Annotated in this window: 23 protein-coding genes; 14 read left to right on the forward strand and 9 right to left on the reverse strand. The window is 69.6% G+C overall.

Annotated features, from left to right (window positions below):
* Window positions 1-33 precede the first annotated feature (33 nt).
* Entirely contained in the window at window positions 34-591 is a 558-nt protein-coding gene (locus CCK91_RS16400) for a GNAT family N-acetyltransferase (RefSeq protein WP_086474915.1), read from the forward strand.
* A gap of 103 nt (window positions 592-694) precedes the next feature.
* On the opposite strand, the gene CCK91_RS16405 is transcribed toward CCK91_RS16400, so the two are convergent.
* Window positions 695-1651 (reverse strand): NADP-dependent oxidoreductase, encoded by a 957-nt coding sequence (locus CCK91_RS16405; RefSeq protein WP_086475117.1) that lies wholly within the window; start codon window positions 1649-1651, stop codon window positions 695-697.
* A gap of 301 nt (window positions 1652-1952) precedes the next feature.
* On the opposite strand from CCK91_RS16405, the gene CCK91_RS19720 reads away from it, so the two are divergent.
* On the forward strand, window positions 1953-2582 hold the full coding sequence (locus tag CCK91_RS19720; RefSeq protein WP_064294549.1) for a Pr6Pr family membrane protein: 630 nt from the start codon (window positions 1953-1955) through the stop codon (window positions 2580-2582).
* On the forward strand, window positions 2579-3352 hold the full coding sequence (locus CCK91_RS16410) for a DUF998 domain-containing protein (RefSeq protein WP_165767073.1): 774 nt from the start codon (window positions 2579-2581) through the stop codon (window positions 3350-3352). The genes CCK91_RS19720 and CCK91_RS16410 overlap by 4 nt, the downstream gene beginning before the upstream one ends.
* On the opposite strand, the gene CCK91_RS16415 is transcribed toward CCK91_RS16410, so the two are convergent.
* Together CCK91_RS16415 and CCK91_RS16420 are read right to left on the reverse strand one after the other, a co-directional pair.
* Complete coding sequence (locus tag CCK91_RS16415) at window positions 3319-4545, reverse strand: ROK family transcriptional regulator (RefSeq protein ID WP_086474917.1); 1227 nt, start codon at window positions 4543-4545, stop codon at window positions 3319-3321. The two genes, CCK91_RS16410 and CCK91_RS16415, sit on opposite strands and share 34 nt — an antisense overlap.
* A gap of 42 nt (window positions 4546-4587) precedes the next feature.
* Entirely contained in the window at window positions 4588-5250 is a 663-nt protein-coding gene (locus CCK91_RS16420) for a YqaJ viral recombinase family protein (protein WP_086474918.1), read from the reverse strand.
* Between the two features lie 154 nt (window positions 5251-5404).
* Here CCK91_RS16420 and CCK91_RS16425 point away from each other — a divergent pair, with 154 nt between their 5' ends.
* The 4 genes from CCK91_RS16425 to CCK91_RS16440 are packed head-to-tail and all read left to right on the forward strand — an operon-like array spanning window position 5405 to window position 9403.
* Window positions 5405-6151: a sugar phosphate isomerase/epimerase family protein gene (locus CCK91_RS16425; RefSeq protein WP_086474919.1), complete on the forward strand. Its 747-nt coding sequence runs from the start codon at window positions 5405-5407 to the stop codon at window positions 6149-6151.
* Window positions 6148-7257, forward strand: coding sequence for a Gfo/Idh/MocA family protein (locus CCK91_RS16430; protein ID WP_086474920.1), 1110 nt, complete (start codon window positions 6148-6150; stop codon window positions 7255-7257). Before CCK91_RS16425 ends, CCK91_RS16430 begins: the two co-directional genes overlap by 4 nt.
* Entirely contained in the window at window positions 7254-8372 is a 1119-nt protein-coding gene (locus tag CCK91_RS16435) for a Gfo/Idh/MocA family protein (protein WP_086474921.1), read from the forward strand. The genes CCK91_RS16430 and CCK91_RS16435 overlap by 4 nt, the downstream gene beginning before the upstream one ends.
* On the forward strand, window positions 8369-9403 hold the full coding sequence (locus CCK91_RS16440) for a sugar phosphate isomerase/epimerase family protein (RefSeq protein WP_165767074.1): 1035 nt from the start codon (window positions 8369-8371) through the stop codon (window positions 9401-9403). Before CCK91_RS16435 ends, CCK91_RS16440 begins: the two co-directional genes overlap by 4 nt.
* Window positions 9404-9449: 46 nt before the next feature.
* Here CCK91_RS16440 and CCK91_RS16445 read toward each other — a convergent pair whose 3' ends face one another.
* On the reverse strand, window positions 9450-9710 hold the full coding sequence (locus CCK91_RS16445) for a hypothetical protein (protein ID WP_064294542.1): 261 nt from the start codon (window positions 9708-9710) through the stop codon (window positions 9450-9452).
* A gap of 109 nt (window positions 9711-9819) precedes the next feature.
* Between CCK91_RS16445 and CCK91_RS16450 the strand changes: the two genes are divergently transcribed.
* Window positions 9820-10659, forward strand: coding sequence for an NAD-dependent epimerase/dehydratase family protein (locus CCK91_RS16450; RefSeq protein ID WP_086475119.1), 840 nt, complete (start codon window positions 9820-9822; stop codon window positions 10657-10659).
* Between the two features lie 75 nt (window positions 10660-10734).
* Here CCK91_RS16450 and CCK91_RS16455 read toward each other — a convergent pair whose 3' ends face one another.
* The 4 genes from CCK91_RS16455 to CCK91_RS16470 all read right to left on the reverse strand — a co-directional run bounded on the left by CCK91_RS16455 (window position 10735) and on the right by CCK91_RS16470 (window position 15595).
* Window positions 10735-11226, reverse strand: a complete 492-nt coding sequence (locus CCK91_RS16455) for a MarR family winged helix-turn-helix transcriptional regulator (protein ID WP_165767075.1) — start codon at window positions 11224-11226, stop codon at window positions 10735-10737.
* Window positions 11227-11243: 17 nt separating this feature from the next.
* Window positions 11244-13001, reverse strand: a complete 1758-nt coding sequence (locus CCK91_RS16460) for an MDR family MFS transporter (RefSeq protein WP_086474923.1) — start codon at window positions 12999-13001, stop codon at window positions 11244-11246.
* Between the two features lie 299 nt (window positions 13002-13300).
* Window positions 13301-13981: an ABC transporter ATP-binding protein gene (locus tag CCK91_RS16465; protein ID WP_086474924.1), complete on the reverse strand. Its 681-nt coding sequence runs from the start codon at window positions 13979-13981 to the stop codon at window positions 13301-13303.
* Between the two features lie 90 nt (window positions 13982-14071).
* Window positions 14072-15595: an ABC transporter permease gene (locus tag CCK91_RS16470; protein WP_086474925.1), complete on the reverse strand. Its 1524-nt coding sequence runs from the start codon at window positions 15593-15595 to the stop codon at window positions 14072-14074.
* A gap of 236 nt (window positions 15596-15831) precedes the next feature.
* Between CCK91_RS16470 and CCK91_RS16475 the strand changes: the two genes are divergently transcribed.
* The 4 genes from CCK91_RS16475 (at window position 15832) to CCK91_RS16490 (ending at window position 19342) form a co-directional block, all read left to right on the forward strand.
* A complete protein-coding gene (locus CCK91_RS16475; protein ID WP_079003251.1) occupies window positions 15832-16590 on the forward strand; it encodes a response regulator transcription factor in 759 nt (252 codons plus the stop codon).
* Window positions 16587-18182: a sensor histidine kinase gene (locus CCK91_RS16480; RefSeq protein ID WP_242664584.1), complete on the forward strand. Its 1596-nt coding sequence runs from the start codon at window positions 16587-16589 to the stop codon at window positions 18180-18182. The genes CCK91_RS16475 and CCK91_RS16480 overlap by 4 nt, the downstream gene beginning before the upstream one ends.
* A gap of 27 nt (window positions 18183-18209) precedes the next feature.
* A complete protein-coding gene (locus CCK91_RS16485) occupies window positions 18210-18830 on the forward strand; it encodes a phosphoribosylanthranilate isomerase (protein WP_086474926.1) in 621 nt (206 codons plus the stop codon).
* Between the two features lie 101 nt (window positions 18831-18931).
* On the forward strand, window positions 18932-19342 hold the full coding sequence (locus tag CCK91_RS16490) for a DUF5684 domain-containing protein (protein WP_086474927.1): 411 nt from the start codon (window positions 18932-18934) through the stop codon (window positions 19340-19342).
* 24 nt (window positions 19343-19366) lie between these two features.
* Here CCK91_RS16490 and CCK91_RS16495 read toward each other — a convergent pair whose 3' ends face one another.
* Window positions 19367-20524, reverse strand: a complete 1158-nt coding sequence (locus tag CCK91_RS16495) for an AAA family ATPase (RefSeq protein ID WP_086474928.1) — start codon at window positions 20522-20524, stop codon at window positions 19367-19369.
* A 319-nt stretch (window positions 20525-20843) separates the two neighbouring features.
* On the opposite strand from CCK91_RS16495, the gene rplJ reads away from it, so the two are divergent.
* Both rplJ and rplL read left to right on the forward strand, forming a co-directional pair.
* Window positions 20844-21362, forward strand: a complete 519-nt coding sequence (gene rplJ / locus CCK91_RS16500) for a 50S ribosomal protein L10 (protein ID WP_079706724.1) — start codon at window positions 20844-20846, stop codon at window positions 21360-21362.
* Window positions 21363-21440: 78 nt separating this feature from the next.
* Window positions 21441-21827: a 50S ribosomal protein L7/L12 gene (gene rplL / locus CCK91_RS16505; RefSeq protein WP_086474929.1), complete on the forward strand. Its 387-nt coding sequence runs from the start codon at window positions 21441-21443 to the stop codon at window positions 21825-21827.
* Window positions 21828-22127 lie beyond the last annotated feature (300 nt).

The following is a 22127-nucleotide window of genomic DNA, read 5'->3' on the forward strand; positions in this document are numbered from 1 at the left end:
TCGTCCGACGGGATGGCGTCGTACGATGCAGGGATGGTCTCCACCCGCACCGCCACGGCCGACGACGCCGCCACCCTCGCCACGCTCGCCGCAGCGACCTTCGCCCTCGCCTGCCCACCCGGCACCGCGCAAGAGCACATCGACGCGTTCATCGCCGAGCACTTCACCCTCGACCGGTTCACCGGCTACCTGGCCGATCCCGGACGTGTGCTCCGGCTCCTGGTGGACGACGACGACGGCACGGCCATCGGCTACACGATGCTCGTCTTCGGTGATCCGATCGACCCCGACGTACGCGCCGCGGTCTCACACCACCCGACGGTGGAACTCAGCAAGCTGTACGTGCTCCCCGCGATCCACGGTGCCGGCGGAGCTCGCACGCTCATGGAGGCGACCCTCGACGACGCCCGGTCCCGGGGCGTCACGTCGGTGTGGCTCGGGGTGAACCAGCAGAACGCCAGGGCGATCCGGTTCTACGGCAAGAGCGGGTTCGCGATCGTCGGGACCAAGACGTTCCTCGTCGGACCCGAACGGCACGATGACTTCGTGATGGAGCAGGTCTTCGGGGACGCACTTCGACAGGCTCAGTGACCGGTCCTCCGGCCCCTGAGCCTGTCGAAGGGCGGTCCTCCGGCCCCTGAGCTTGTCGAAGGGCGGTCCGCCGGCCTTCGAGCCGGTCGACGGGCGGGCGGACTCAGCCGTCGGCGACCTTGAGGACGATCTTGCCGCGTGAGTGTCCGCCTTCGAGGAGCATGTGGGCCTGCCGGACGGCGTCGAGGTCGAACACCTGGTCGACGAACACCCGGACGTCCCCGGACTCCAGCAGCCGACTGATGGTGTCGAGTGTGGCGCCGTCGGGGGCCACGGTGAACCGCGTCGCGCGGACGCCCGCGGCCCGGGCCTCCTCCTCGAGCGTCGGCCAGGAACCGGTCGGCGCATTGATGATGAGCCCGCCGGGGCGCAGGACCCGCAGGGAACGCGACCCCGTGTCCTCCACGGTGTTGCCCACGAGGTCGATCACGACGTCGACCTGGTCGACGACGTCCTCGAACCGGTGCAACTCGTGGTCGACCGCCTGATGGGCGCCGAGCTCGCGCAGCCAACCGACGTTCCGACCGGAGCCGGTGGCGATCACCCGCGCACCGAAGTAGGTGGCGAACTGCACGGCGAAGTGCCCGACACCGCCGCTCCCGGCGTGGATGAGGATGCGCTGCCCCTCGTGCGCCTTCGCGACGTCGACGACCATGCCCCACGCGGTCAGCGCGGCGAGGGGGACCCCGGCGGCCTCGACGTGCGACAGCGTCGTCGGCTTCCGCGTCAGGCTCAGGGACGACACCGTCACGTACTCGGCGTAGCTGCCGCTCGTCCGCGGGAAGCTCGTCATGCCGTAGACCTCGTCGCCGGGCAGGAGGCCGGCAGCCGCGAAGGGTGACTCGACCACGATGCCGCTGAAGTCGTACCCGAGCACGGCCGGCATCGCCGTGATGGCGGAGGAGACGCCCCGGCCCGCGCGGGTCTTGGCGTCGACCGGGTTCACGCCGGCCGCGACGACCTTCACGAGGAACTCCGCCATGACCGGGCGCGGTGTCGGCACGGTCTCCATCCGGAGAACCTCAGGGCTGCCGACGGCGTCGATCACCGCGGCTCGCATGGTCTCCGGTGCCGGCTTCACCGCGTCCGCGGTTGTCGCCAGAGACCAGGAGTGTCCGACTCCTTGACGCATCGAGTACTCCTTCGTCGTTCATCCCCCGAAAGCTCCACCCGGCGGAGGTCGGCTCGGCGACGAGTCTCGCTCCGGTGCGTGGTCCGGCTCTGTTCTCATCAAAGCCGTCGAATGAGTCGGCGCTGTTACGGGGGTGTCAATTGGCTGGAAACGATTCCCTCTCTTCGGGGGACACGGCGGCCCGGCGGTCGCCCGATCGTCGGGCGCGTGCTTCCGATACAGTGGCGCAATGCGCGCACTGTTCGGAGTCATCAGGATCATCGCGGGTGGGGTGATCATCGCCGCCATCGTCGGCCAGTTCGTCTACACCCTGTCCTTCGGTGATGCGCCCGACGACTTCTTCGTCAACTTCTTCAGCTACTTCACGATCCTGTCGAACGCGCTGAGTGCGATCGTCCTGTTGGTCGGTGCCGGGTACTGCTTCCGGCTGCGACGCGATCCGGCCTGGTACAACCTCGTCCTCGGCTGCGTCGTCACCTACATGGCGACCACCGGCGTCGTCTACAACCTGTTGCTGCGCGGCATCGCCCTCGACCAGGGGCACACCCTCGGTTGGTCGAACGAGGTGCTGCACCTCATCGCACCGATCTATCTGGTGCTCGTCTGGATCGTGACGCCCGGCAAGTCCCGCCTGGAATGGCGTCAGGTGTGGGCGATCATCGCGTTCCCGCTCGTCTGGACCGTCTACACGATGATCCGCGGATCGATCGTCGGCTGGTACCCGTACCCGTTCCTCAACCCGGCGCAGCCCGGCGGCTGGGGAGCCGTCGTCGTCTACATGATCGCCATCGCCGGGTTCATCGGCCTGATGGGCTGCGCCGTCATCGCGTTGAGCCGGACGAGGCTCATCCGCGGATGACGGGGGCAACATCAGACCAGCGGGTGTCTCGCCCGTCGGCCGTCCGTCGACGCCGGACCGTCGCCCTCGGGTTCGCGATCATCGGTGGCGTGCTCGTCGTGGTCGCCACGGTCATGATCTGGGCCGCGCGTCTCAGTCTCGGGAAGAACAGCTATGTGAGCGGCCTCGGTGCCACCGGCGAGGTGACGGCTCCGGTCTTCAACACGGCACTGCTCATGGTCGCGGTCGGTGGTCTCAGCATCGCCGTGGCGCTGCAGCGAGTCGTTCCGTCCCGCGAGCCCGGTCAGCGCCGCACGAGGGTGGGACTGCTGCTCGTCCCCTGGCTGCTCGTGGGACTGTCGAGCCTGTGCTTCCTCGTGGCGTCCCGGGTGACCTGCACCTACGAGTGCCCGATCCCGTCGAATCCGCTGTTCACGCTCCAGGACGCGGTGCACATCTCCTTCGCGGTGCTGGGCTTCGCGCTCGCCTGCCTGGCGATGATCGGGTCGGCCCTCGGATCACGGCTGCGCGTCGTCCGGCGGTTGTCCTGGTTCGCCGGGTCCGCCGTCGCGGTGATCGCGGGGCTCGGCGGCCTGCTCTCGCTCGCCGAGGTCGGGCAGCAGGTCGGGAGTTGGCTGGAGTTCGCGGCGATGACCATCGCCCTGTTCTGGCTCGTCGGGTACGGCCTGGCGGAGGTGCTCGCCGTCGGGAAGGCGGACGACGTCGGACGCCCTGGTTCCGCAGCGGAGGACGCGCGTCAGGTCGATGCGGCGTCGAGCGCCCGGGGCTGACTCATCGCGTCGATCGCCGGTGCGGACAGGGCGTCTCGCAGCACCATGATCGCCGCTCCCAACACCCCGGCCTCCTCGCCGGCCGTCGAGGTGACGATGCCGAGGTGCCCGGTGGCGAGCGGCATCGACCGGCGATAGACCACCTCGCGGACACCGGTGAGGAGATGTCCACCCGCCCGGGTCATCGTCCCGCCGAGCACGATCACCGAGGGGTTCAGGAGGTTCACCACGACACTGAGTACTTCACCGATCTCCCGGCCGGCCTGTCGCGTGGTCTCGATGGCGGTCCGGTCGCCCGCGCGGATGAGCGCTGCGACGTCGCGACTGCTCACGGCGTCGATCCCATGGGCGCGGAGCTCGGTCGCGATCGCCGGCCCGCTCGCGATGGCCTCGAGGTCGCGCTCGTCGTCCGCAGCACGCGGGGAGTCCCTGCCGACGGGGACCTGGACGTGCCCGATGTCGCCGGCCGCACCGAGTGCGCCGCGCTGCAGCTCGCCACCCGCGATGATGCCCGCACCGATACCCGTGGACACCTTCACGTAGACGAGGTCGTCGGTGTCCGGCCAGGAGATCGCGTGCTCGCCGAGCGCGAGGACGTTGACGTCGTTGTCGACGAGGACCGGGACGTCGATGGTCCGTCGGATGTAAGCGGGGACGTCGAAACGGTCCCAGCCCGGCATGATCGGTGGGTTGGTCGGCCGTCCGGTGGAGTGCTCGACCGGTCCCGGGAGGCCGATCCCGATCCCGATGACCGGGGGAGCGACCGGCTGGGGTGTGGCCCAGGTCTGCGGAGCGGCCAGCAGGGCCGACGCCGCTTCGACCACCCAGTCGAGGACGGGCTCGGGTCCTGCGGCGATCTGCAGCTCCGCTCGGCTCGTCGCGAGGATCGCTCCGGCCAGGTCGGTGACGGCCACCGTCCCGTGCGTCGCCCCGAGGTCGACGGCGACGACGACGCGCGCGAGCGGGTTGAACGCGATCCGTGCGGGCGGGCGACCACCCGAGGAGGCCGCCTCTCCAGCGGGACGGAGCAGGTCCGCGGCCACGAGGGCGTCGATCCGGAGGGAGACGGTGGAGCGGGCCAGGCCGGTCAGGGCGCACAGCTCCGACTTCGTGCGTGCCTCACCGCCGCGGAAGAGTTGGAAGAGGTCGCCGGCGCCCGGTGCTCCGGGGGAGGGGCGTAGCGGCTCGGTCATGGCGACAGTCAACCACCTCGGCCGACTTCTGTCGACTCGTCGTCAGAAGTCGAGGCTCAGCAGGGGTTCCCGGAGCGGACGAGTGACGGGCGTGGGCTCCGGCAGGACCGGTCGCCGGGCGGCTGGATTGGTGCGGTGGTACAGCTCGTCGATGAGTGCGTTCGCGAGGCCGACCAGCTTCGCGATCTCGGCGTCGTCGCGCTCGACCCACCGACAGAGCGGTTCGTCGTCGATGGGGACGAAGTCCTTGTGCTCCTCCCAGACCACGAGCGTCCGCTCCGCGCCGATCACGTACTGCTGCCACCACACCTGACGCAGGTAGTTGCGGGGGATCGAGCGCCAGGACTTCGTCGTGGTCTTGATCTCCGCGAGCACGACGGCCCCGCGCTCGGTCACGGCGATACCGTCGGGGGTGGCGAGGTGACGGTGTTCGACCTCGGCCCGGAAGAGCGCCGACGAGGGGTTGATCCCGTGCGTCGCGGCGACCCACCGGGCGATCTCCGGCTCGCGGGCTCGCCCGTGGTCGGTGAAGGCGTTCCCGGAGAAGCCCGTCCTGCCGAGCTTCGCGTCGGCCGCTCGCTGGATCGAGGCCGGGGTCGAAAGGGTGGCGACGTCGGTCGCGGTGATCCCGCGCGAACGAGCCCGCAACCACGAGATGCGGTCGCTGGAGTCAGCGACGATCCGGGAGAGCAGAGCTGAGTTCACCTGACCATTGTCCCCCACGCTTCCGACTCCTGCGGTATTCGTCGCCGGGGGAGCGGCGACCGGTGGGAGACTTTTGTTTGACCACCGACAGAAGTGTGGTTAGCCTGGATCTCGCAGCAGCGGCTGCCTGACACCATCATCATTGAGGAGCATCGTGTCGACTTCCCAACTCTCTGTCCAGCTCTACTCGGTACGGGAGCCGCTCACCGCGGATCGTGCCGCAGCGCTGCAGCGCCTGACCGAGATCGGTTTCCGCCAGGCCGAGCCGTTCGGCTTCGGTCCCGGCGTCAGCCTGCAGGACATCCACGATGCCGGCCTCGTCACGCCGAGCGCGCACGGCAAGGTCATCGCCGACGACATCGACCTGTCGGCGGCCTTCGGCGCGGCGGCTGAGCAGGGCGTGCAGGTCCTCATCGATCCCGCCATCGCCGAAGAGCGCTTCGCAACGGCCGAGACGGTCGCATCGATCGCCGACGAGCTGAACGCCGCGGCAGCGGTCGCCGCCGGTCACGGGGTCCAGGTGGGCTACCACAACCACTGGTGGGAGCTCGAGGGCGACGTCGCGGGCACCAGCCCGCTCGAGCACCTCGCCGCGCTCACCGACCCGGCCGTCCTGTTCGAGGTCGACACCTACTGGGTCGAGGTCGGCGGACGCCGCGCGGTCGACGTCCTCGGCGCGATCGGCGATCGTGTGCGCTTCATCCACGTCAAGGACGGCGACGCCTCCCGCGACACGCTGAAGCAGCTGCCCGCGGGTGCCGGGGTCGTCCCGGTGCTCGACATCCTCGCCGCGGCACCGCAGGCTCTGCGCGTCGTCGAGTTCGACGCGTTCGACGGCGACATCTTCCAGGGGCTCGAGCAGAGCTTCACCTACCTCACCACGAACGGAGTCCAGGCATGAGCAACAGCACCGGAACGGTCGGTGTCGGCCTCATCGGCGCCGGCGTCATCAGCGACCAGTACCTCAGCAACCTGGTCACCTTCCCCGACCTCGACGTCCGGTTCGTCGCCGACCTCGACCTCGAGCGGGCGAAGACGCAGGCCGAGAAGTACGGGGTGCCCGGCCACGGCTCGGTCGCCGAACTCCTGGCCGACCCCGAGATCGAGATCGTCGTCAACCTGACCATCCCGAAGGTCCACGTCGAGGTCGCCATGCAGATCCTCGACGCCGGCAAGCACGTGTGGAGCGAGAAGCCCTTCGCGCTCGACCGTGAGAGCGGGCAGGCCCTGCTGGCCGCCGCGAAGGAGAAGCGGCTCCGCGTCGCCACGGCTCCCGACACCTTCCTCGGCGCCGGCATCCAGTCCGCCCGCCGACTCGTCGAGGCCGGCGGCATCGGCCAGCCCCTCACCGCGCTGACCCTCATGCAGAGCCCCGGCCCGGAGTCGTGGCACCCGAACCCCGACTTCCTGTTCCAGGACGGCGCCGGTCCGCTCTTCGACATCGGCCCGTACTACATCACGGCGCTCGTGCAGCTGTTCGGTCCGATCGCCCGCGTCACCGCGCTGGCCTCGCAGGCCTTCCCGCAGCGGACGATCGGTTCCGGCCCGCGCGCCGGTCAGTCGTTCGACGTGACGGTGCCGACGCACGTGAGCGCCCTCTTCGAGTTCGAGAGCGGCCAGCTCGCGCAGAGCGTCTTCAGCTTCGACTCCAAGCTCGGCCGCACGCAGTTCGAGGTCGCCGGCTCGACCGGCACGCTCGTCGTCCCCGACCCGAACACCTTCGAGGGCGACCTGCTCGTCTACGGCGGTGGCGAGGAGCCCGAGGCGATCCCGTCGACCGGTCCGACGCAGGGACGCGGGACCGGGGTGGTCGAGCTCGCCCAGGCGATCCGCGCCGGTCGTCCCGAGCGCGCCTCCGGTGAGCTCGCGTACCACGTGCTCGACGTGATGGTCTCGACGGCCGAGTCGGGTCTCAGCCGCACCTCGGTCGACGTCGTCAGCACCGTGGAGCTCGCTCCCGCGCTGCCCGAGTCGTGGACCCCGGCGGACGGCACGTTCGGAGCATGACCGTGGCCGGTCCCGGTATCGCCGTGGTGGGCGGTGGCTTCATGGCCACCGTCCACAGCCGGGCGGCCCGCGCTGCGGGTGCCCGGCTGGTCGGAGTCGTCGCCTCGACGCCCGAACGCTCGCGGGAGGTCGCCGCGAGCCTCGGGTTCGAGCGCGGATACGGCTCGCTCGACGAGCTGCTGGCCGACCCGTCGGTCGACGTGGTGCACGTCTGCACGCCGAACGCACTCCACGCCGAGCAGGCACTCGCGGCCATCGCGGCCGGCAAGCACGTCGTCTGCGAGAAACCCCTCGCGACCGACGCTGCGACCGCCGAGCGTCTCGTCGTCGCCGCCGCCGAGGCCGGTGTCGTCGGCACGGTGCCGTTCGTGTACCGCTTCCACCCGCTCGTCCGGGAGGCCCGCGCGCGTGTCGCCGCCGGCGACCTCGGGACCCTGCTCACGATCAGCGGGTCGTACCTCCAGGACTGGTTGCTCGCGCAGGCCGACGACAACTGGCGGGTCGACTCGGCGGCCGGGGGCCGTTCGCGCGCCTTCGCCGACATCGGTTCGCACCTCGTCGACCTCCTGGAGTTCATCACGGGCACGCGCATCACCGAGCTGACTTCGACGGTCCGCACCTTCTTCGCCGAACGCGCGAACACCCCGGAGGTCACGACCGAGGACGCGGCCGCGGTCGTCATCCGGCTCGAGGGCGGCGCCATCGGCACGCTGCTCGTCTCGCAGGTCGCGCCCGGTCGGAAGAACCGGCTGCACCTCGAGGTCGCCGGGACCGAGCTCAGCATCGGCTTCGACCAGGAAGCACCCGAGACGCTCTGGCTCGGACGTCGGTCGGGGACGCAGGTGCTGCCTCGCGACGCCGACCAGCTGCACCCGGACGCCGCACGCCTGTCCATCGTCCCCTCGGGGCACCCGATGGGCTACCAGGACGCCTTCAACGCCTTCGTGGCCGACAGCTATGCGGCGATGGCCGGACAGTCGCCGGACGGCCTGCCCGTCTTCGCCGACGGACTCCGCACCGCGCGCATCACCGAGGCCGTCCTCGACGCGGCCGACACCGGTCGCTGGGAAGCGATCGCCACCTCCACCGACGACGAGCAGAGGATCATCGCATGACCGACACCACCGACAAGCAGTACGCGAGCCGCCTCCCGGTGACCCTGTTCACCGGACAGTGGGCGGACCTCCCCTTCGAGGAGGTCGCCCGCCTCGCCGCCTCCTGGGGCTACGACGGGCTCGAGATCGCGGCCTCGGGCGACCACCTCGACCTCAAGCGCGCGGATGAGGACGACGCCTACCTGCAGTCCCGCCTCGACATCCTCGACCGGCACGGCCTCGAGGTCTTCGCGATCTCGAACCACCTCACCGGCCAAGCCGTCTGCGACGACCCGATCGACTTCCGCCACCAGGCGATCGTCCGTGACTACACGTGGGGCGACGGCGACGCGGAGGGGGTGCGTCAGCGGGCAGCCGAGGACATGAAGCGGTCCGCGCGGGTCGCGCGCAAGCTCGGCGTCGACACGGTCGTCGGCTTCACGGGGTCGAAGATCTGGCAGTACTCCGCGATGTTCCCACCGGTGCCGGCCTCCGTCATCGACGCCGGGTACGAGGACTTCGCGACCCGCTGGAACCCGATCCTCGACGTCTTCGACGCCGAAGGCGTCCGCTTCGCACACGAGGTGCACCCGTCCGAGATCGCCTACGACTACTGGACGAGTGTCCGCACTCTCGAAGCGATCGACCACCGTCCGGCGTTCGGTTTCAACTGGGACCCGTCGCACATGATGTGGCAGGGCATCGACCCGGTGGGGTTCATCGTCGAGTTCGCGAACCGGATCTACCACGTCGACTGCAAGGACACCCGGATCCGGCCCGCCACCGGTCACGCCGGCATCGTCGGCTCGCACCTGCCCTGGGGCGACCCGCGACGCGGCTGGGACTTCGTGTCGACCGGTCACGGCGACGTGCCGTGGGAGGACGCCTTCCGCGCCCTGTCGAGCATCGGCTACGCCGGGCCGATCTCGATCGAGTGGGAGGACGCCGGCATGGACCGCCTGCACGGCGCCGAGGAGGCCGTCGGGTACATCCGGAACCTGCTCTGGAAGCTGCCCGAGCAGTCCTTCGATGCGGCGTTCAGTACCCAGTAGCCCCGGTCCCTGAGCTTGGAACCCGGTCCCTGAGCCTGTCGAAGGGCTACAACGCCTTCGCCGCCGCGACGAGCACCTGGTTGAGCGTGGGCGCACCCGTCGCACGGAACACCTCGGTGCCGTCGTCGGCCGTGATGATGACGGTCGGGGTGGAACGGATGCCGTCGGCCTCCGCCTCCGCCGACCGGAAGGCGACGTCGCGCTCCTCGACGACGGCGCCGGCCACGAGCGCCGGGACCTCGGCCAGGACGGCGCGAGCCTGCATGCAGGGGGCGCAGAACGCGGAGGTGTACAGGGTGAGCTTCACGTCTCGTCCAACGCGACCCGGCGGTCGACCATTCCGCTTCGGTCGCCCGATCCTGGGGGAGTTGTCAATCGTCCACGCGATCACGGGTTGATGGACCAGGATGGGCGTCATGAGAATCGCAGTGACGGGAGGCTCGGGCAAGCTCGGGCGAACAGTGGTCGGCCACCTTCGGGAGCACGGTCACCTGGTGATCAACCTCGACCAGGCGGGAGAGCGCGGCGAGGGTTTCGTCCGCATCGACCTGCGTGACGCGGGCCAGGTGTTCGACGCCCTCACCGGTGTCGACGAGCAGGCGCCCGACGGGTTCGACGCGGTCGTCCACCTGAGCGCCATCCCCGCGCCGGGGCTCTCGACGAACACCGCGACCTTCCAGAACAACATCCTCAGCACGTACAACGTGTTCAACGCCGCCATCAAGGCCGGCATCACGAACATCGTCACGGCGTCGAGCGAGACCGTCCTCGGGCTGCCGTTCGACACCCCGCCGCCCTACATCCCCGTCGACGAGGCCTACGCCGCCCGACCCGAGTCGACGTACTCGCTGTCGAAGCACCTCGAGGAGCAGCTGGCGATCGAGCTCACGCGGTGGCACCCCGAGCTCAAGATCATCGCGCTCCGCTTCTCCAACGTGATGGACGAGGCCGACTACGCGGCGTTCCCGTCGTTCGACGCCGACGCCACCCTCCGCAAGTGGAACCTCTGGGGCTACATCGACGGACGCGACGGCGCCCAGGCCGTGCGGCTCGCGCTCGAGCACCAGGCCACCGGGTTCGACCGGTTCATCATCGCGGCGGCCGACACGGTCATGTCGCGAGACAACGTCGAGCTCGTCGCGGAGGTCTTCCCGGACGTGCCCGTCAACGGCGACATCGCCGGCAACGGGACGCTGCTCTCGATCGACCACGCCCGCGAGGTCCTCGGGTACGACCCGAAGCACAGCTGGCGCTGACCCGTTCTCAGGAGTTCCTCGGCGCGTCGCTCGCTCGCGAGCCCGGCGCTCCGGAGGACTCCTGAGTAAGGGACTTCAGAGGGCGCCGTTGAGCTTCGCGAGGAGTTCGGCGAGCCGCCGCACCTCGGCCTCGTCCCAGGATGAGAGCTGCTGGTAGAGCATCGCCTGGTCGTTGGCCCGTGTCGACTCCATCCGGCGCTCGCCCTCGGCGGTCGCGACGACGAGGCTCGCACGGCCGTCCTCGGGGTCCGGCGTCCTCGTCACGAGGCCGAGCTCCTCCAACTGGTGGATGAGGCGGCTCACCGCGCTCTTGTCGGTCGCGAGCATCTCGGCCAGGGCACCGGCGCGGATCGCTCCGGAGCGCGAGACCATGCTGAGCAGCTTGTAGCCGGCCGGCTGGAGTCCGGGGGAGATCCGCTCGGCGCGGTCGCGGATCCCGTTGCGGATGCGGTTGACGAGGAGGGCGAACTGCTCCTCCACGGCACCGATCGCGAGGTCGTGCGCGGTGCCGGCCGCTGCGTCGTCGGCAGCGGCCGGCCCGGCCTGGGCGTCGTGATCGATGGACATCGTTCGCATTGTACGGACTAGCGGCCGTGGCGGGGGCTGTGCGCCTCGGCCTCCGAGCCGCTGTCGGCGTCGGCGGTCTCGTCCCGTCCTCGCTCGAGTCGGGTGTCCGCCTCGCCACCGATCATGGCCTCGGCCACGTCGAGCGCACCGGTCGCGAACGACTGGGTCGACGTGGACGCGGTGGCCGTCGTGACGGAACCGGTGGCCGCGCCGACGAGGGCCGGCTCCCCGGCGCCTTGCTCGGCCATGCGTTGCACGGCGTTCTTCGAACCGAGCTTCTTGTTCGGGAGGAAGATCACGGCGATGATCGTCAGGATTGCGAGCGGTGCGGCGACGAGGAAGATGTCGGCCACCGCGTCACCGTAGACGGATTCGATGATGGTCCGTACCGACTCGGGCAGCGTGCTCACCTTCGGGATCGTGCCGCTGGAGAGCGTCTCGGCGATCTTGGCGCCGGGAGCACCGAGGGCGACGATGGCCGCCTGCAGGTCGTCCTGTCGATCGGAGAGCATGTCGGTGACCTTCGTCGCGAGCACCGAGCCCATGACCGAGACGCCGATCGTGCCGCCGAGGCTACGGAAGAACGCGACACCCGCGCTCGCCGTCCCCAGCTGCTGCGGCAGGACGTCGTTCTGCACCACGAGCACGAGGTTCTGCATGACCATGCCGACACCGGCGCCGAGGATGAACATGTACACGGAGACGAGCAGGTAGTTCGAGTCGTAGTGGATCGTGCTCATGAGGAACAGGCCGACGGTTAGGAGGATCGAACCCACGATGAGGTACGGCTTCCAGTGCCCGAAGCGGGAGATGAACTGCCCGACCACGATGGAGGCGATCAGGAGGCCGCCGATCATCGGGAGCGTCAGCAGGCCCGACTCGGTCGGCGTCGCTCCACGCGCCAGCTGCATGTACTGGCTGAGGAACACCGAGGTGCCGAACATCGCCACACCCACCGAGATGCTCGCGACGACCGCGAGGGTGAAGGTGCGGTTCTTGAACAGCGACATCGGGATGATCGGCTCGTCGACCTTGATCTCGACGATGACCGCGGCGGCGAGCAGGAGGACGGAGATGCCCACCATGACGAGCGTCGTGAAGCTCGCCCACTCGAACTGCGTCCCCGCCAGGGTGACCCAGATGAGCAGCAGCGAGACGCCGCCGGCGATGAGGGCGGCGCCCAGGTAGTCGATCTTGACCTTGCCGACGTTCCGCTTCGGGAGGTGGAGCGTGCGCTGCAGGAGGAAGATCGCGGCGATCGCGAAGGGGACGCCGACGAAGAAGTTCCAGCGCCAGCCGAGCGAGTCGGTGAGGAGACCGCCGAAGAGCGGGCCGCCGACCGTGCCGACCGCCATGACCGCACCGAACAGGCCCATGTACCGCCCACGCTCACGCGGGCTGATGATGTCGGCCATGATGATCTGGCTGAGCGCCGTGAGACCACCGGCGCCGAGGCCCTGCAGGACGCGGAAGCCGATGAGCGTGCCGGTGTCCTGCGAGAAGCCGGCGAGCGCCGAACCGAGGACGAAGACGCCGAGCGCCAACTGGATGAGCAGCTTGCGGTTGAAGAGGTCGGCGAACTTGCCCCAGATGGGCGTCGAGACGGTGGTGGCGAGCAACGTGGCCGTGACGACCCAGGTGAACGCCGTCTGGTCGCCGTTCAGGTCGGAGATGATCCGGGGGAGGGAGGTCGAGACGACGGTTCCGGCGAGGATCGACACGAACATGCCGAGGAGGAGGCCGGAGAGGGCCTCGAGCACCTGGCGATGCGTCATGCCGTTGTCCGCGCGAGCGGGCGTGGCTGTTGAAGAGGTGGTGTGTGACATGGGCTCCGCGATCGTGATGACGTCAGCTAGTTGATATGCGTCAACTATATGAGAAGTAGTTGATCAGTGTCAACCAATCACGACGGCGGGGTATTCCCGTGGCCCTTCGACAGGCTCAGGGACCGGGGAGGGGCGGCTCAGGGACCGGGGAGGGGCGGCTCAGGGATCGGGCGCGTCGGCCCAGGGACCGGGTGTGGGTGGCTCGGGGAGCGGATGGGAGATGCTCCCCGAGCCTGCCGACGGGCCGGTCAGCGCCGAGTCGTGACGTCCTTGAGCTTCCCGTTCGCGAGGTGCAGACGACGCTCGGCGCGCTTGGCGACCGCGGTGTCGTGCGTCACCACCACGACCGTGAGCCCGCGGTCGCGCCACAGGCCCTCGAGGAGGTCCATGATCTCGTCGCGGGTCTCCTCGTCGAGGTTGCCGGTCGGTTCGTCGGCGAGCAGCACCCCGGGCTCTTTGACGAGCGCACGGGCGATCGCGACCCGCTGCTGCTGCCCGCCCGACAGCTCGGTGGGGAGGTGCGAACCCCGCTCCGCGAGTCCGACGGACGCGAGCGCCGCACGAGCCCTGGTCTCGCGTTCGGCCCGCGGGGTGCCGATCGGGACCAGGGCCATCTCGACGTTCTCCTGAGCCGTCAGCGTCGGGATGAGGTTGAAGCCCTGGAACACGAAGCCGATCTCCGTGGCGCGGATCCTGCCGAGCTTCGTCTCGCTGAGCGTCGAGAGGTCGTCGCCGGCGAGGGAGATGCTGCCGGCGGTCGGTCGGTCCAGCGCGCCGAGCATCTGGAGGAGCGTCGACTTGCCGCCGCCCGTCGGGCCCTGGATGGCGACGAGCTGTCCGTCGGGGATCTCGAGGTCGACGCCGTCGAGCGCCGTGACGGAGCGCTTCGCCTGGCGGTACTGCTTGGTGAGGCCGGTGATCGTGTACATGGGGTCCTTCGTTCTGCTGGTCGGAGTGAGGAGTGGGACCGCCGGGTGGTCGCGGGGGAGACGACCACCCGGCGGCGTCTGGTGCGTCGCCTAGGCGACGGAGCGGAGCGCCTCGGCCGGGCGCAGTCGTGAGGCGCGCCACCCGCCGATGGCACCGGCGAGCAGCCCGCCGAGGATGGCGATCCCGACGGCGATGACGATGATCCACCCGGTCACGGGGGCCTGGAGGACGATGTCGGTGGTGGTCGCGGCCGCAGCGCCCGGGGCACCGCCGAACCCACCGGCCGCTCCCGCCGCCGCGTCCGACGGCATGCCCGCGGCACCACCGGGGCCGCCGAGTCCGCCACCGGCCGAGGTCGTCGCCGCCGCGCTGAGGGTCGGGGCGGCGAGGTTCACGACGAGGATGCCGACGAGGCCGACCGCGACACCGACGGCACCGCCGATGAGCGACTGTACGACGGACTCACCCGCGACCTGGCCGACGATGCGCCGGTTGCTCCACCCGATCGCCTTGAGCGTGCCGAACTCGCGGGTGCGGCGCGTGACGCCGGAGATCGTGAACAGGATCGCGATGAGGAACGCGGCGGCGAGCACGATGAGCGACAGCCAGGTGCCGAGGTTCGACACGAGCGTCGACGCCGAGGCGAGCGAGCCGGACACGGTGGACGCGAGGTCCTCCTGGGTGCTCACGGTCGCGTCGGGCAGAGCCGTCTCGATGTCCGTCTGCACCTGCGTGATGTCGGTCGACGAGGCGGCCTGCACGTACACGTCGCTGACCTGGCCGTCGAGTCCCGCGAGCGTCTGCGCGACATCGAGCGGGATGTAGACGTTCGACGCGGTCGTGGCGTCGGCTCCGGAGGCGGTCACCGTGCCGACCACGCTGAACGTGGTGCCCGCGATGTCGATCGTGTCGCCGGTGGCGATCCCCGCCTCGGTCGCGTAGGAGGCGTCGAGGACGGCGACGTCCGTACCCGCGTCGTCGGCTGCGAGCGAGCGACCGTCGCTGAGGGTGACGGCCGAGAGCGGACCGACGGCGTCACCTGAGGGGTCGAGACCGAGGACCGTGAAGGAGTCGACGCCGAAGGAACTCCCGCCTGCGCCGTCCGGACCGCCCTGCGGCGGGTTCGCGCCGGTCGTGTCATCGCCCGGCACGCCTGCCGTCCCGCCGGATCCCTGCGCCTGGGAGAAGTCGGGCAGCTCGCCCGTGAAGGTCGTGTTCGTGAGCGACAGGGTGGCTGCGGCGGCCTCGACGTTGGCGACGTCGGTGATCGTGCCGAGCGCCGTCGCGTCGAAGGTCGACGTGCCACGCGCCGCTTCGAGCCGCGACTGGTTGACGGTCGTCGTGCCGTCGCTCGTCGACCCGTCGCCGGAGCCGAAGTCGAAGTTCTGGCCGGGGCCGCCGCCCTCCGTCGGTGCTTCGGCGGCCTGACTGACGGTGATGTCCGTTCCGACCCCGTAGACGGATTCCAGCACCGACGCCTGCGCCGTCTTCACGCCGGCTGCGACGGAGTTGACGATGATCACGAGGGCGATGGCGAGCGCCATCCCGATGGCGATGATGATGGTCTGTTTACGACGACCGACGAGTTCCCGCCGGAGATAGGTTCCGAACATGTGCGCGTTTCCTTCTGCTCTGGTGCCACGTGCCGGCGTCCCCGTTGCGCGACGCCGACGATCCGCACGTCGCGGATGACTTGGACCGGACGCTACGGAGGCCCGCTTGGCCTGCGCCTCGGCGACGCTATGAATCGGCCCAGGTCGATGCGGGCGCTTCGCCGGCTCGGGGAGGGCACAGCATCCGTCTGGTCGGTTCATAGACAGCTCATAGGGCGGAGGCGAATACTGAACCCGTGAACATCCCGACCCAGGCGCCCGGTGCCGCGCGAAGCGCACTCAAACGGGCCGACGGCACCGCCGTCCGTGTGCTCGTCGTCGACGACGAGGCGACGCTCACGGACCTTCTGCAGATGGCCCTGCGCTACGAGGGCTGGGAGATCCGGACCGCCGCCGACGGCCGCGAAGCCCTCACGATCGCCCGCGACTTCCGCCCGGACGCCATCGTGCTCGACATCATGCTGCCGGACCTGGACGGCCTGCAGGTGCTGAACCGCCTGCGGACCTCGGGGAGCGACGTCCCCGTCCTCTTCCTCACCGCCAAGGACTCTCTCGACGACCGCATCGCCGGCCTCACCGCCGGCGGCGACGACTACGTGACGAAGCCGTTCAGCCTCGAGGAGGTCGTCGCCCGGCTGCGCGGGCTCATCCGCCGCTCGACCCTCCTGGCCGCCGACGAGTCCGGGCCGGACATCGTGGTCGGCGACCTCGTGCTCAATGAGGACAGCCACGAGGTGACACGCGACGGCGAGCCCATCGAACTCACCGCGACCGAGTTCGAGCTGCTGCGGTTCCTCATGCGGAACCCGCGCCGGGTGCTGAGCAAGGCCCAGATCCTCGACCGGGTCTGGAGCTACGACTTCGGCGGTCGCGCGAGCGTCGTCGAGATCTACATCTCCTACCTGCGGAAGAAGATCGACGCCGGGCGCGAGCCCATGATCCACACCGTGCGCGGCGCCGGGTACATGTTGAAGATCCCGACGGTCGGTTCGTGACCACGAGCGCTCCCGCCCCCGACGCAGTCACGACGACCGCCGGCTCCACCCACCCCAAGCGCGCTCCGTGGACACTCCGTCGACGCCTCATGGTCGTCGTCGTCGGGCTCCTCGCCCTCGGCAGCGCCATCGTCGGTGTCGCGAGCGCGGTGGCGGTGAGCGGCCTCCTCACCGAGGGCGTCGACAACCAGCTCACGAAGGCCGCCGAGCGGATCGTCGACTACGGCCGCAACGGTCAACTCCCCGCGTCGGACTCCATCCCCGACGCCGCGATCCCGGACGGCTACGGCGGTGGTTCGGGCACGCGCGAGCCGCCCGCCTTCATCGGCGCCCCAGGCCTCGGGCCCGGCGCACTCGGTGCGATCGTCGTCGACGGCACCATCGTCAACGCCGGATACCTGAACGCCGACGGCAGCACGGTCCCGTGCACCGAGAGTCAGGACGCCATGATCCTCACGGTGTCGGCCGGTGACCGACCGTCGACCATCAACCTCGGGGAGCACCTCGGCGACTACCGCGTCGTCGCCGTCACCGACGCGAGCGGCGCGACGAGGATCATCGGGCTTCCGCTCGCCGAGGTCGCGTCGACGGTCATGCAGCTCGTCACCCTCATCGCGATCATGAGCGTCGTGGTCCTGCTGCTCGCCGGACTGGCGGCGTTCGCGATCGTGCGGTACTCGCTCCGCCCGCTCGACCGGGTCGTCGCGACGGCCGCGGTCGTCGCCGAACTGCCCCTCGACCGCGGTGAGGTGGCGCTCGCCGTCCGGGTACCGGAGTCGGACACCGACCCGCGCACCGAGGTCGGACGCGTCGGATCGGCGATCAACCGCATGCTCGGGCACGTCTCGTCCGCGCTGAACGCCCGGCAGGCGAGCGAGAACAAGGTGCGCCGGTTCGTCTCGGACGCGAGCCACGAGCTCCGGACCCCGCTGGCGTCCATCGCCGGCTACTCGGAACTCGCCGCCCGGAAGTCGGACGCACTGCCGGAGGACGTCACCCACTCCCTCGGCCGGATCCGCTCCGAGGCCGGTCGCATGACCACGATCGTCGAGGACCTGCTGCTCCTGGCGCGGTTGGACGAGGGACGCGAACTCGCGAAGCGCCCCGTCGACCTCACCGAACTCGTCATCCACACCGTCGGCGACGCCCATGTCGCCGGGCCGGACCACGTGTTCGAACTCGACTTCCCCGAGGAGCCCGTCCTCGTCACGGGTGATGCGTCCCGGCTGCAGCAGGTGATCGTCAACCTGCTGGCCAACGCGCGCACCCACACGCCCGCCGGGACGACCGTGCGGACGGGACTGGCGGTCGAGAGCGGTCCTGCGGGCGAGATCGCCGTGCTGACCGTGTCGGACGACGGCCCCGGCATCGACCCTGCGCTGCAGCCCAACCTCTTCGAGCGCTTCGTCCGTGGTGACGACTCCCGCTCCCGGGCCACGGGGAGCACCGGCCTCGGGCTCGCGATCGTGCACGCCGTCGTGGCCGCGCACCACGGCACGGTCAGGTGCGAGAGCACACCCGGACGGACGGTGTTCCGCGTCGAGCTGCCGGCCGTCGCCACCCCGGACGTCCTCGTCCCGACGGCGGAGTGATCCGTGCGGCCGGGTAGCGTGGTCCCCATGTGGGTGAAGGTGTGCGGTCTGTCCGAGGCGTCCGACGTCGCTGCGGCGGTGGACGCCGGAGTCGACGCGATCGGCTTCGTCTTCGCGCCGGGGTCGCCCCGGACCGTCGAGCCCGAACGCGTCGCCTCGCTGCTCGCCGACGTCCCCGAGTCGGTGCTGACGGTCGGCGTCTTCCGGCGGCAGTCGGTCGAGGAGGTCTCGCGGATCGCCGGTGCTGCCGGGGTGCAGGCCGTCCAGCTCCACGGCGATGAACCACCCGAGGCGTTCCACGAGCTGCAGGCCATGGGGTGGCGGACGCTCCGGGCGACCTCGGCGGTGCACTACGCCTCCGAGAACGCCGCCGAGCGCGCCGCCTCCGCGGAGGAGCTGCTGCTCCTCGACGCACCGGACCCGGGAGCCGGGAAGACCTTCGACACGATCGCCCTGGTGGCGAACCCACCCACCCGCACCTGGATCCTCGCCGGCGGTCTCACGCCGGAGAACGTCCAGGGCCTCGTCGCGGAGCTCCGGCCCTGGGGGGTCGACGTGTCCAGCGGGGTCGAGTCCTCGCGCGGGGTGAAGTCGCCGGAGCTCATCCGGTCGTTCGTGCACGCCGCCCGTACCGCCCGGGCGGTCTGAGCGTCTGCGGGACACCCGCTGGTCCGGGGTGCGACCCGCGCGCTACATTCGTCGGATGAAGCGGTCGGTCGACCGCGACGACGACAAGGAGCGCCTCCACCGTGTTCGACACCATCCTGCTCGCCGCGGACGACAACGGTCGTGCCGCCATCGAGTTCATGAACGCCCCCGCCAACGTCTTCGGCGGCATCATCGGCTACGCCCTGTTCGTCGCATCCGTCTGGGGCATGTTCGAGAAGTCGGGCCGCTCCGGCTGGACCGCGATCATCCCGATCTACAACTGGTACGTCGTCGTGAAGCTCGCCGGCTTCTCCGGCGCGGCGACCATCCTCTACTTCATCCCGCTCGTGAACATCGTGTTCGGCTGGATCGTCGGATGGCACATCGGCAAGCAGTTCGACAAGAGCACGGTGTTCCGGATCTTCGGACTCATCCTGTTCCAGCTGATCGGGTTCTTCATCCTCAGCTACGGTTCGGACCGCTACCTGGGCAAGCAGGCCGACCGCGCCTAGTCGGCGGTCACCGGGGCCGGACGCTCACCGCGACGGCCAGGCCCACGGCGGCGTCGACAGCAGGCCCTGATCCTCGACGGTCGTCTCGCCGAGTCGCTTCACCAGCCGGTGCTCGTGCACCTCGCCCGCCTCGAGCATGGCCTCGATGAGCGGGCGGGCATGGGAGACGACCACGAGCTGCGTGTCGGCGCTGGCCGCAGTGATCAGTCGAGCGAGCTGGGGGAGCAGGTCGCCGTGCAGGCTCGTCTCCGGCTCGTTCAGCACCATGAGCTCGGGCGGGCGCGGCGTGAGGAGCGCCGCGACGAGCAGCAGGTAGCGGAGCGTGCCGTCGGACAGCTCGCCGGCCGAGAGCGGACGGAGCATCCCGGGCTGTTCGAGCTCCAGCCGGAACACCCCGTCGTCGACGCGCACGCGCAGGACGCTGCCGGGGAACGCGTCGTCGACGGCGGCATCGAGACGGTCCCGACCGCCGGACTCGATGATCGTCTGCACCGCTGCGGCGAGGTCTGCGCCGTCGTGTCCGAGCACGGGCGTCCTCGTCCCGACCTGCGGCGCACGCGCCGGGGACTCGCGGTCGGTCCGAAACTGGTCGTAGAACCGCCAGCCGCGCACCTGACCGCGCACGCGGAGGACCTCGGGCGTCGCGTCGGCGTCCGAGAACTCGGTGAGGATGCTCTCCGAGGTGCCGAGCGTTCGACCGATCGGACGCCATGAGCCGTCGCGGACGCGGACCGCCGGACCGTGCCGGTCGACGAGCAGGCTGCTCGGTTTGGCCAAAGCGCCGGCGAAGATCTGCTCCCGCTTGATCTCGGGGTCGCGACCGAACAGGGTCGTGGACGGCTGCGGGATCCCGAGGTCGACGAGATACCCCAGCGTGTCCGTCGCGAATCCGAGTCGCAGGCTGATCGGACCCGAGCGGCGCGTGCCCTGGACGGGGACGGAGCCGTCGACCATGGCCCGACTCACGTGCTCGGGGCCGGCCCAGAGCGTCGAGGAGAGCCCGCCGTCGCGCGCGAGGGATCCGACGACATCGCCGTCGCCCGCACTCGCGAGGAGTCGGAGTGCCCGGTAGAGGTTGGACTTGCCGGTGCCGTTCGCGCCGGTCACGACGTCGAGGCCGTGCAGCGGCAGCACGGTGTCTCGGATGGACCGGTAGCCGGAGATGGCGAGCGTCTGGATCATGGCTCCATGGTGCCGGGCGCCTCGGACATCCGGACGGGCGGTCGTGGCGCTCTGTGCACGCCTGTCGGAACGGGGCCGGGGGTGTGTTATGGTTGTCGAAACCAAAGACCGCCGGTCACTGTCGCGTGCAAACGAGACAGTCGAAGGTTCTCATGACGAGACGTCCAGCGCAGGTGTATGAAGATCTGATCGAGGCTCGCCTCTCCCCAGCTCCGTGCGCTTGCGCCGGAGCTTTTTTCATGCCTGAACCCTTCGCCGGCCCGGCGGTTGGTGTGTGCGGCCTCCGCTGCATGCATTCAAGATTCGAAAAGGAGTGGCCATGGCGAACAAGGAAGCCTCGGTTGCCGAACTCACGGAGAAGTTCCAGAGCTCGACCGCCGTTCTGCTGACCGAGTACCGCGGCCTCACTGTTGCTCAGCTCAAGAACCTGCGCAAGAGCATCAGTGCGGACGCAACCTACGCCGTGGTGAAGAACACGCTGACCAAGATCGCGGCGAACAACGCCGGCATCTCGTCGTTCGACGACGAGCTCGCCGGTCCGTCCGCGATCGCATTCGTGCACGGTGACCCGGTCACCGTCGCGAAGGCTCTTCGTGACTTCGCCAAGGCAAACCCTCTCCTCGTGGTCAAGGGCGGTTACTTCGACGGTAACCCGCTGACCGCTGAAGAAGTCGGCAAGCTCGCCGACCTCGAGTCCCGTGAAGTGCTGCTGGCAAAGCTTGCCGGCGCCGTCAAGGCCTCGCTGTTCGGAGCTGCCTACCTCTTCAACGCACCGCTCTCGAAGGCCGTTCGCACGGTCGAGGCGCTGCGCGAGAAGCAGGAGTCCGCGGCCGAGTAATTCGGTTCCGCGAACAATCAACCCCGTACCTGTCCGCCGCGTGATGCGGTTGCAGGGCATGAAACAAGGAGAACAATCATGGCAAAGCTGTCAAACGAAGAACTGATCAACGCGTTCAAGGAGCTCACGCTCATCGAGCTCAGCGAGTTCGTCAAGCTGTTCGAGGAGACCTTCGAGGTCACCGCTGCTGCTCCCGTCGCCGTTGCCGGCCCGGCTGCTGCCGGCGGCGCTGCTGCTGAAGAGGTCGAGGAGAAGACCGACTTCGACGTCATCCTCGAGGCTGCTGGCGACAAGAAGATCCAGGTCATCAAGACGGTCCGCGAGCTCACCTCGCTCGGCCTCGGCGAGGCCAAGGCTCTCGTCGACGGCGCTCCGGCTGCCGTCCTCGAAGGCGCCAACAAGGAAGCCGCTGACAAGGCGAAGGAAGCCCTCGAGGCTGCCGGCGCCACCGTCACGCTCAAGTAGTCGGTCCCCTGCGGGGGACAACCACTGGGCTGGCGACCGACTCCGGTCGGTCGCCGCTGACGATCGCGGATCTTCCTGAGACGAGTGCTGTACGCACTCGGCAGAGACATCCGTGATCGGAGGGCATCGCCCCCGATTCGTTCGGGAGCGGTGCCCTCCGTCGGTTAACCGGAGGGCTTGCGATTCGTCGCGTCACTCCACCCGGACGCGGATGCTCTGCACCCGTCGACGACGTTCGTCGACGGTTCACGCAGGTATCCGCGTCGTCGTCCCGCTCAGTGTGAGTGTGGGCTGTCGGTG

The organism is Plantibacter elymi (nom. nud.) (assembly GCF_900177795.1).
GTDB classification, from domain to species: Bacteria; Actinomycetota; Actinomycetes; order Actinomycetales; family Microbacteriaceae; genus Plantibacter; species Plantibacter elymi.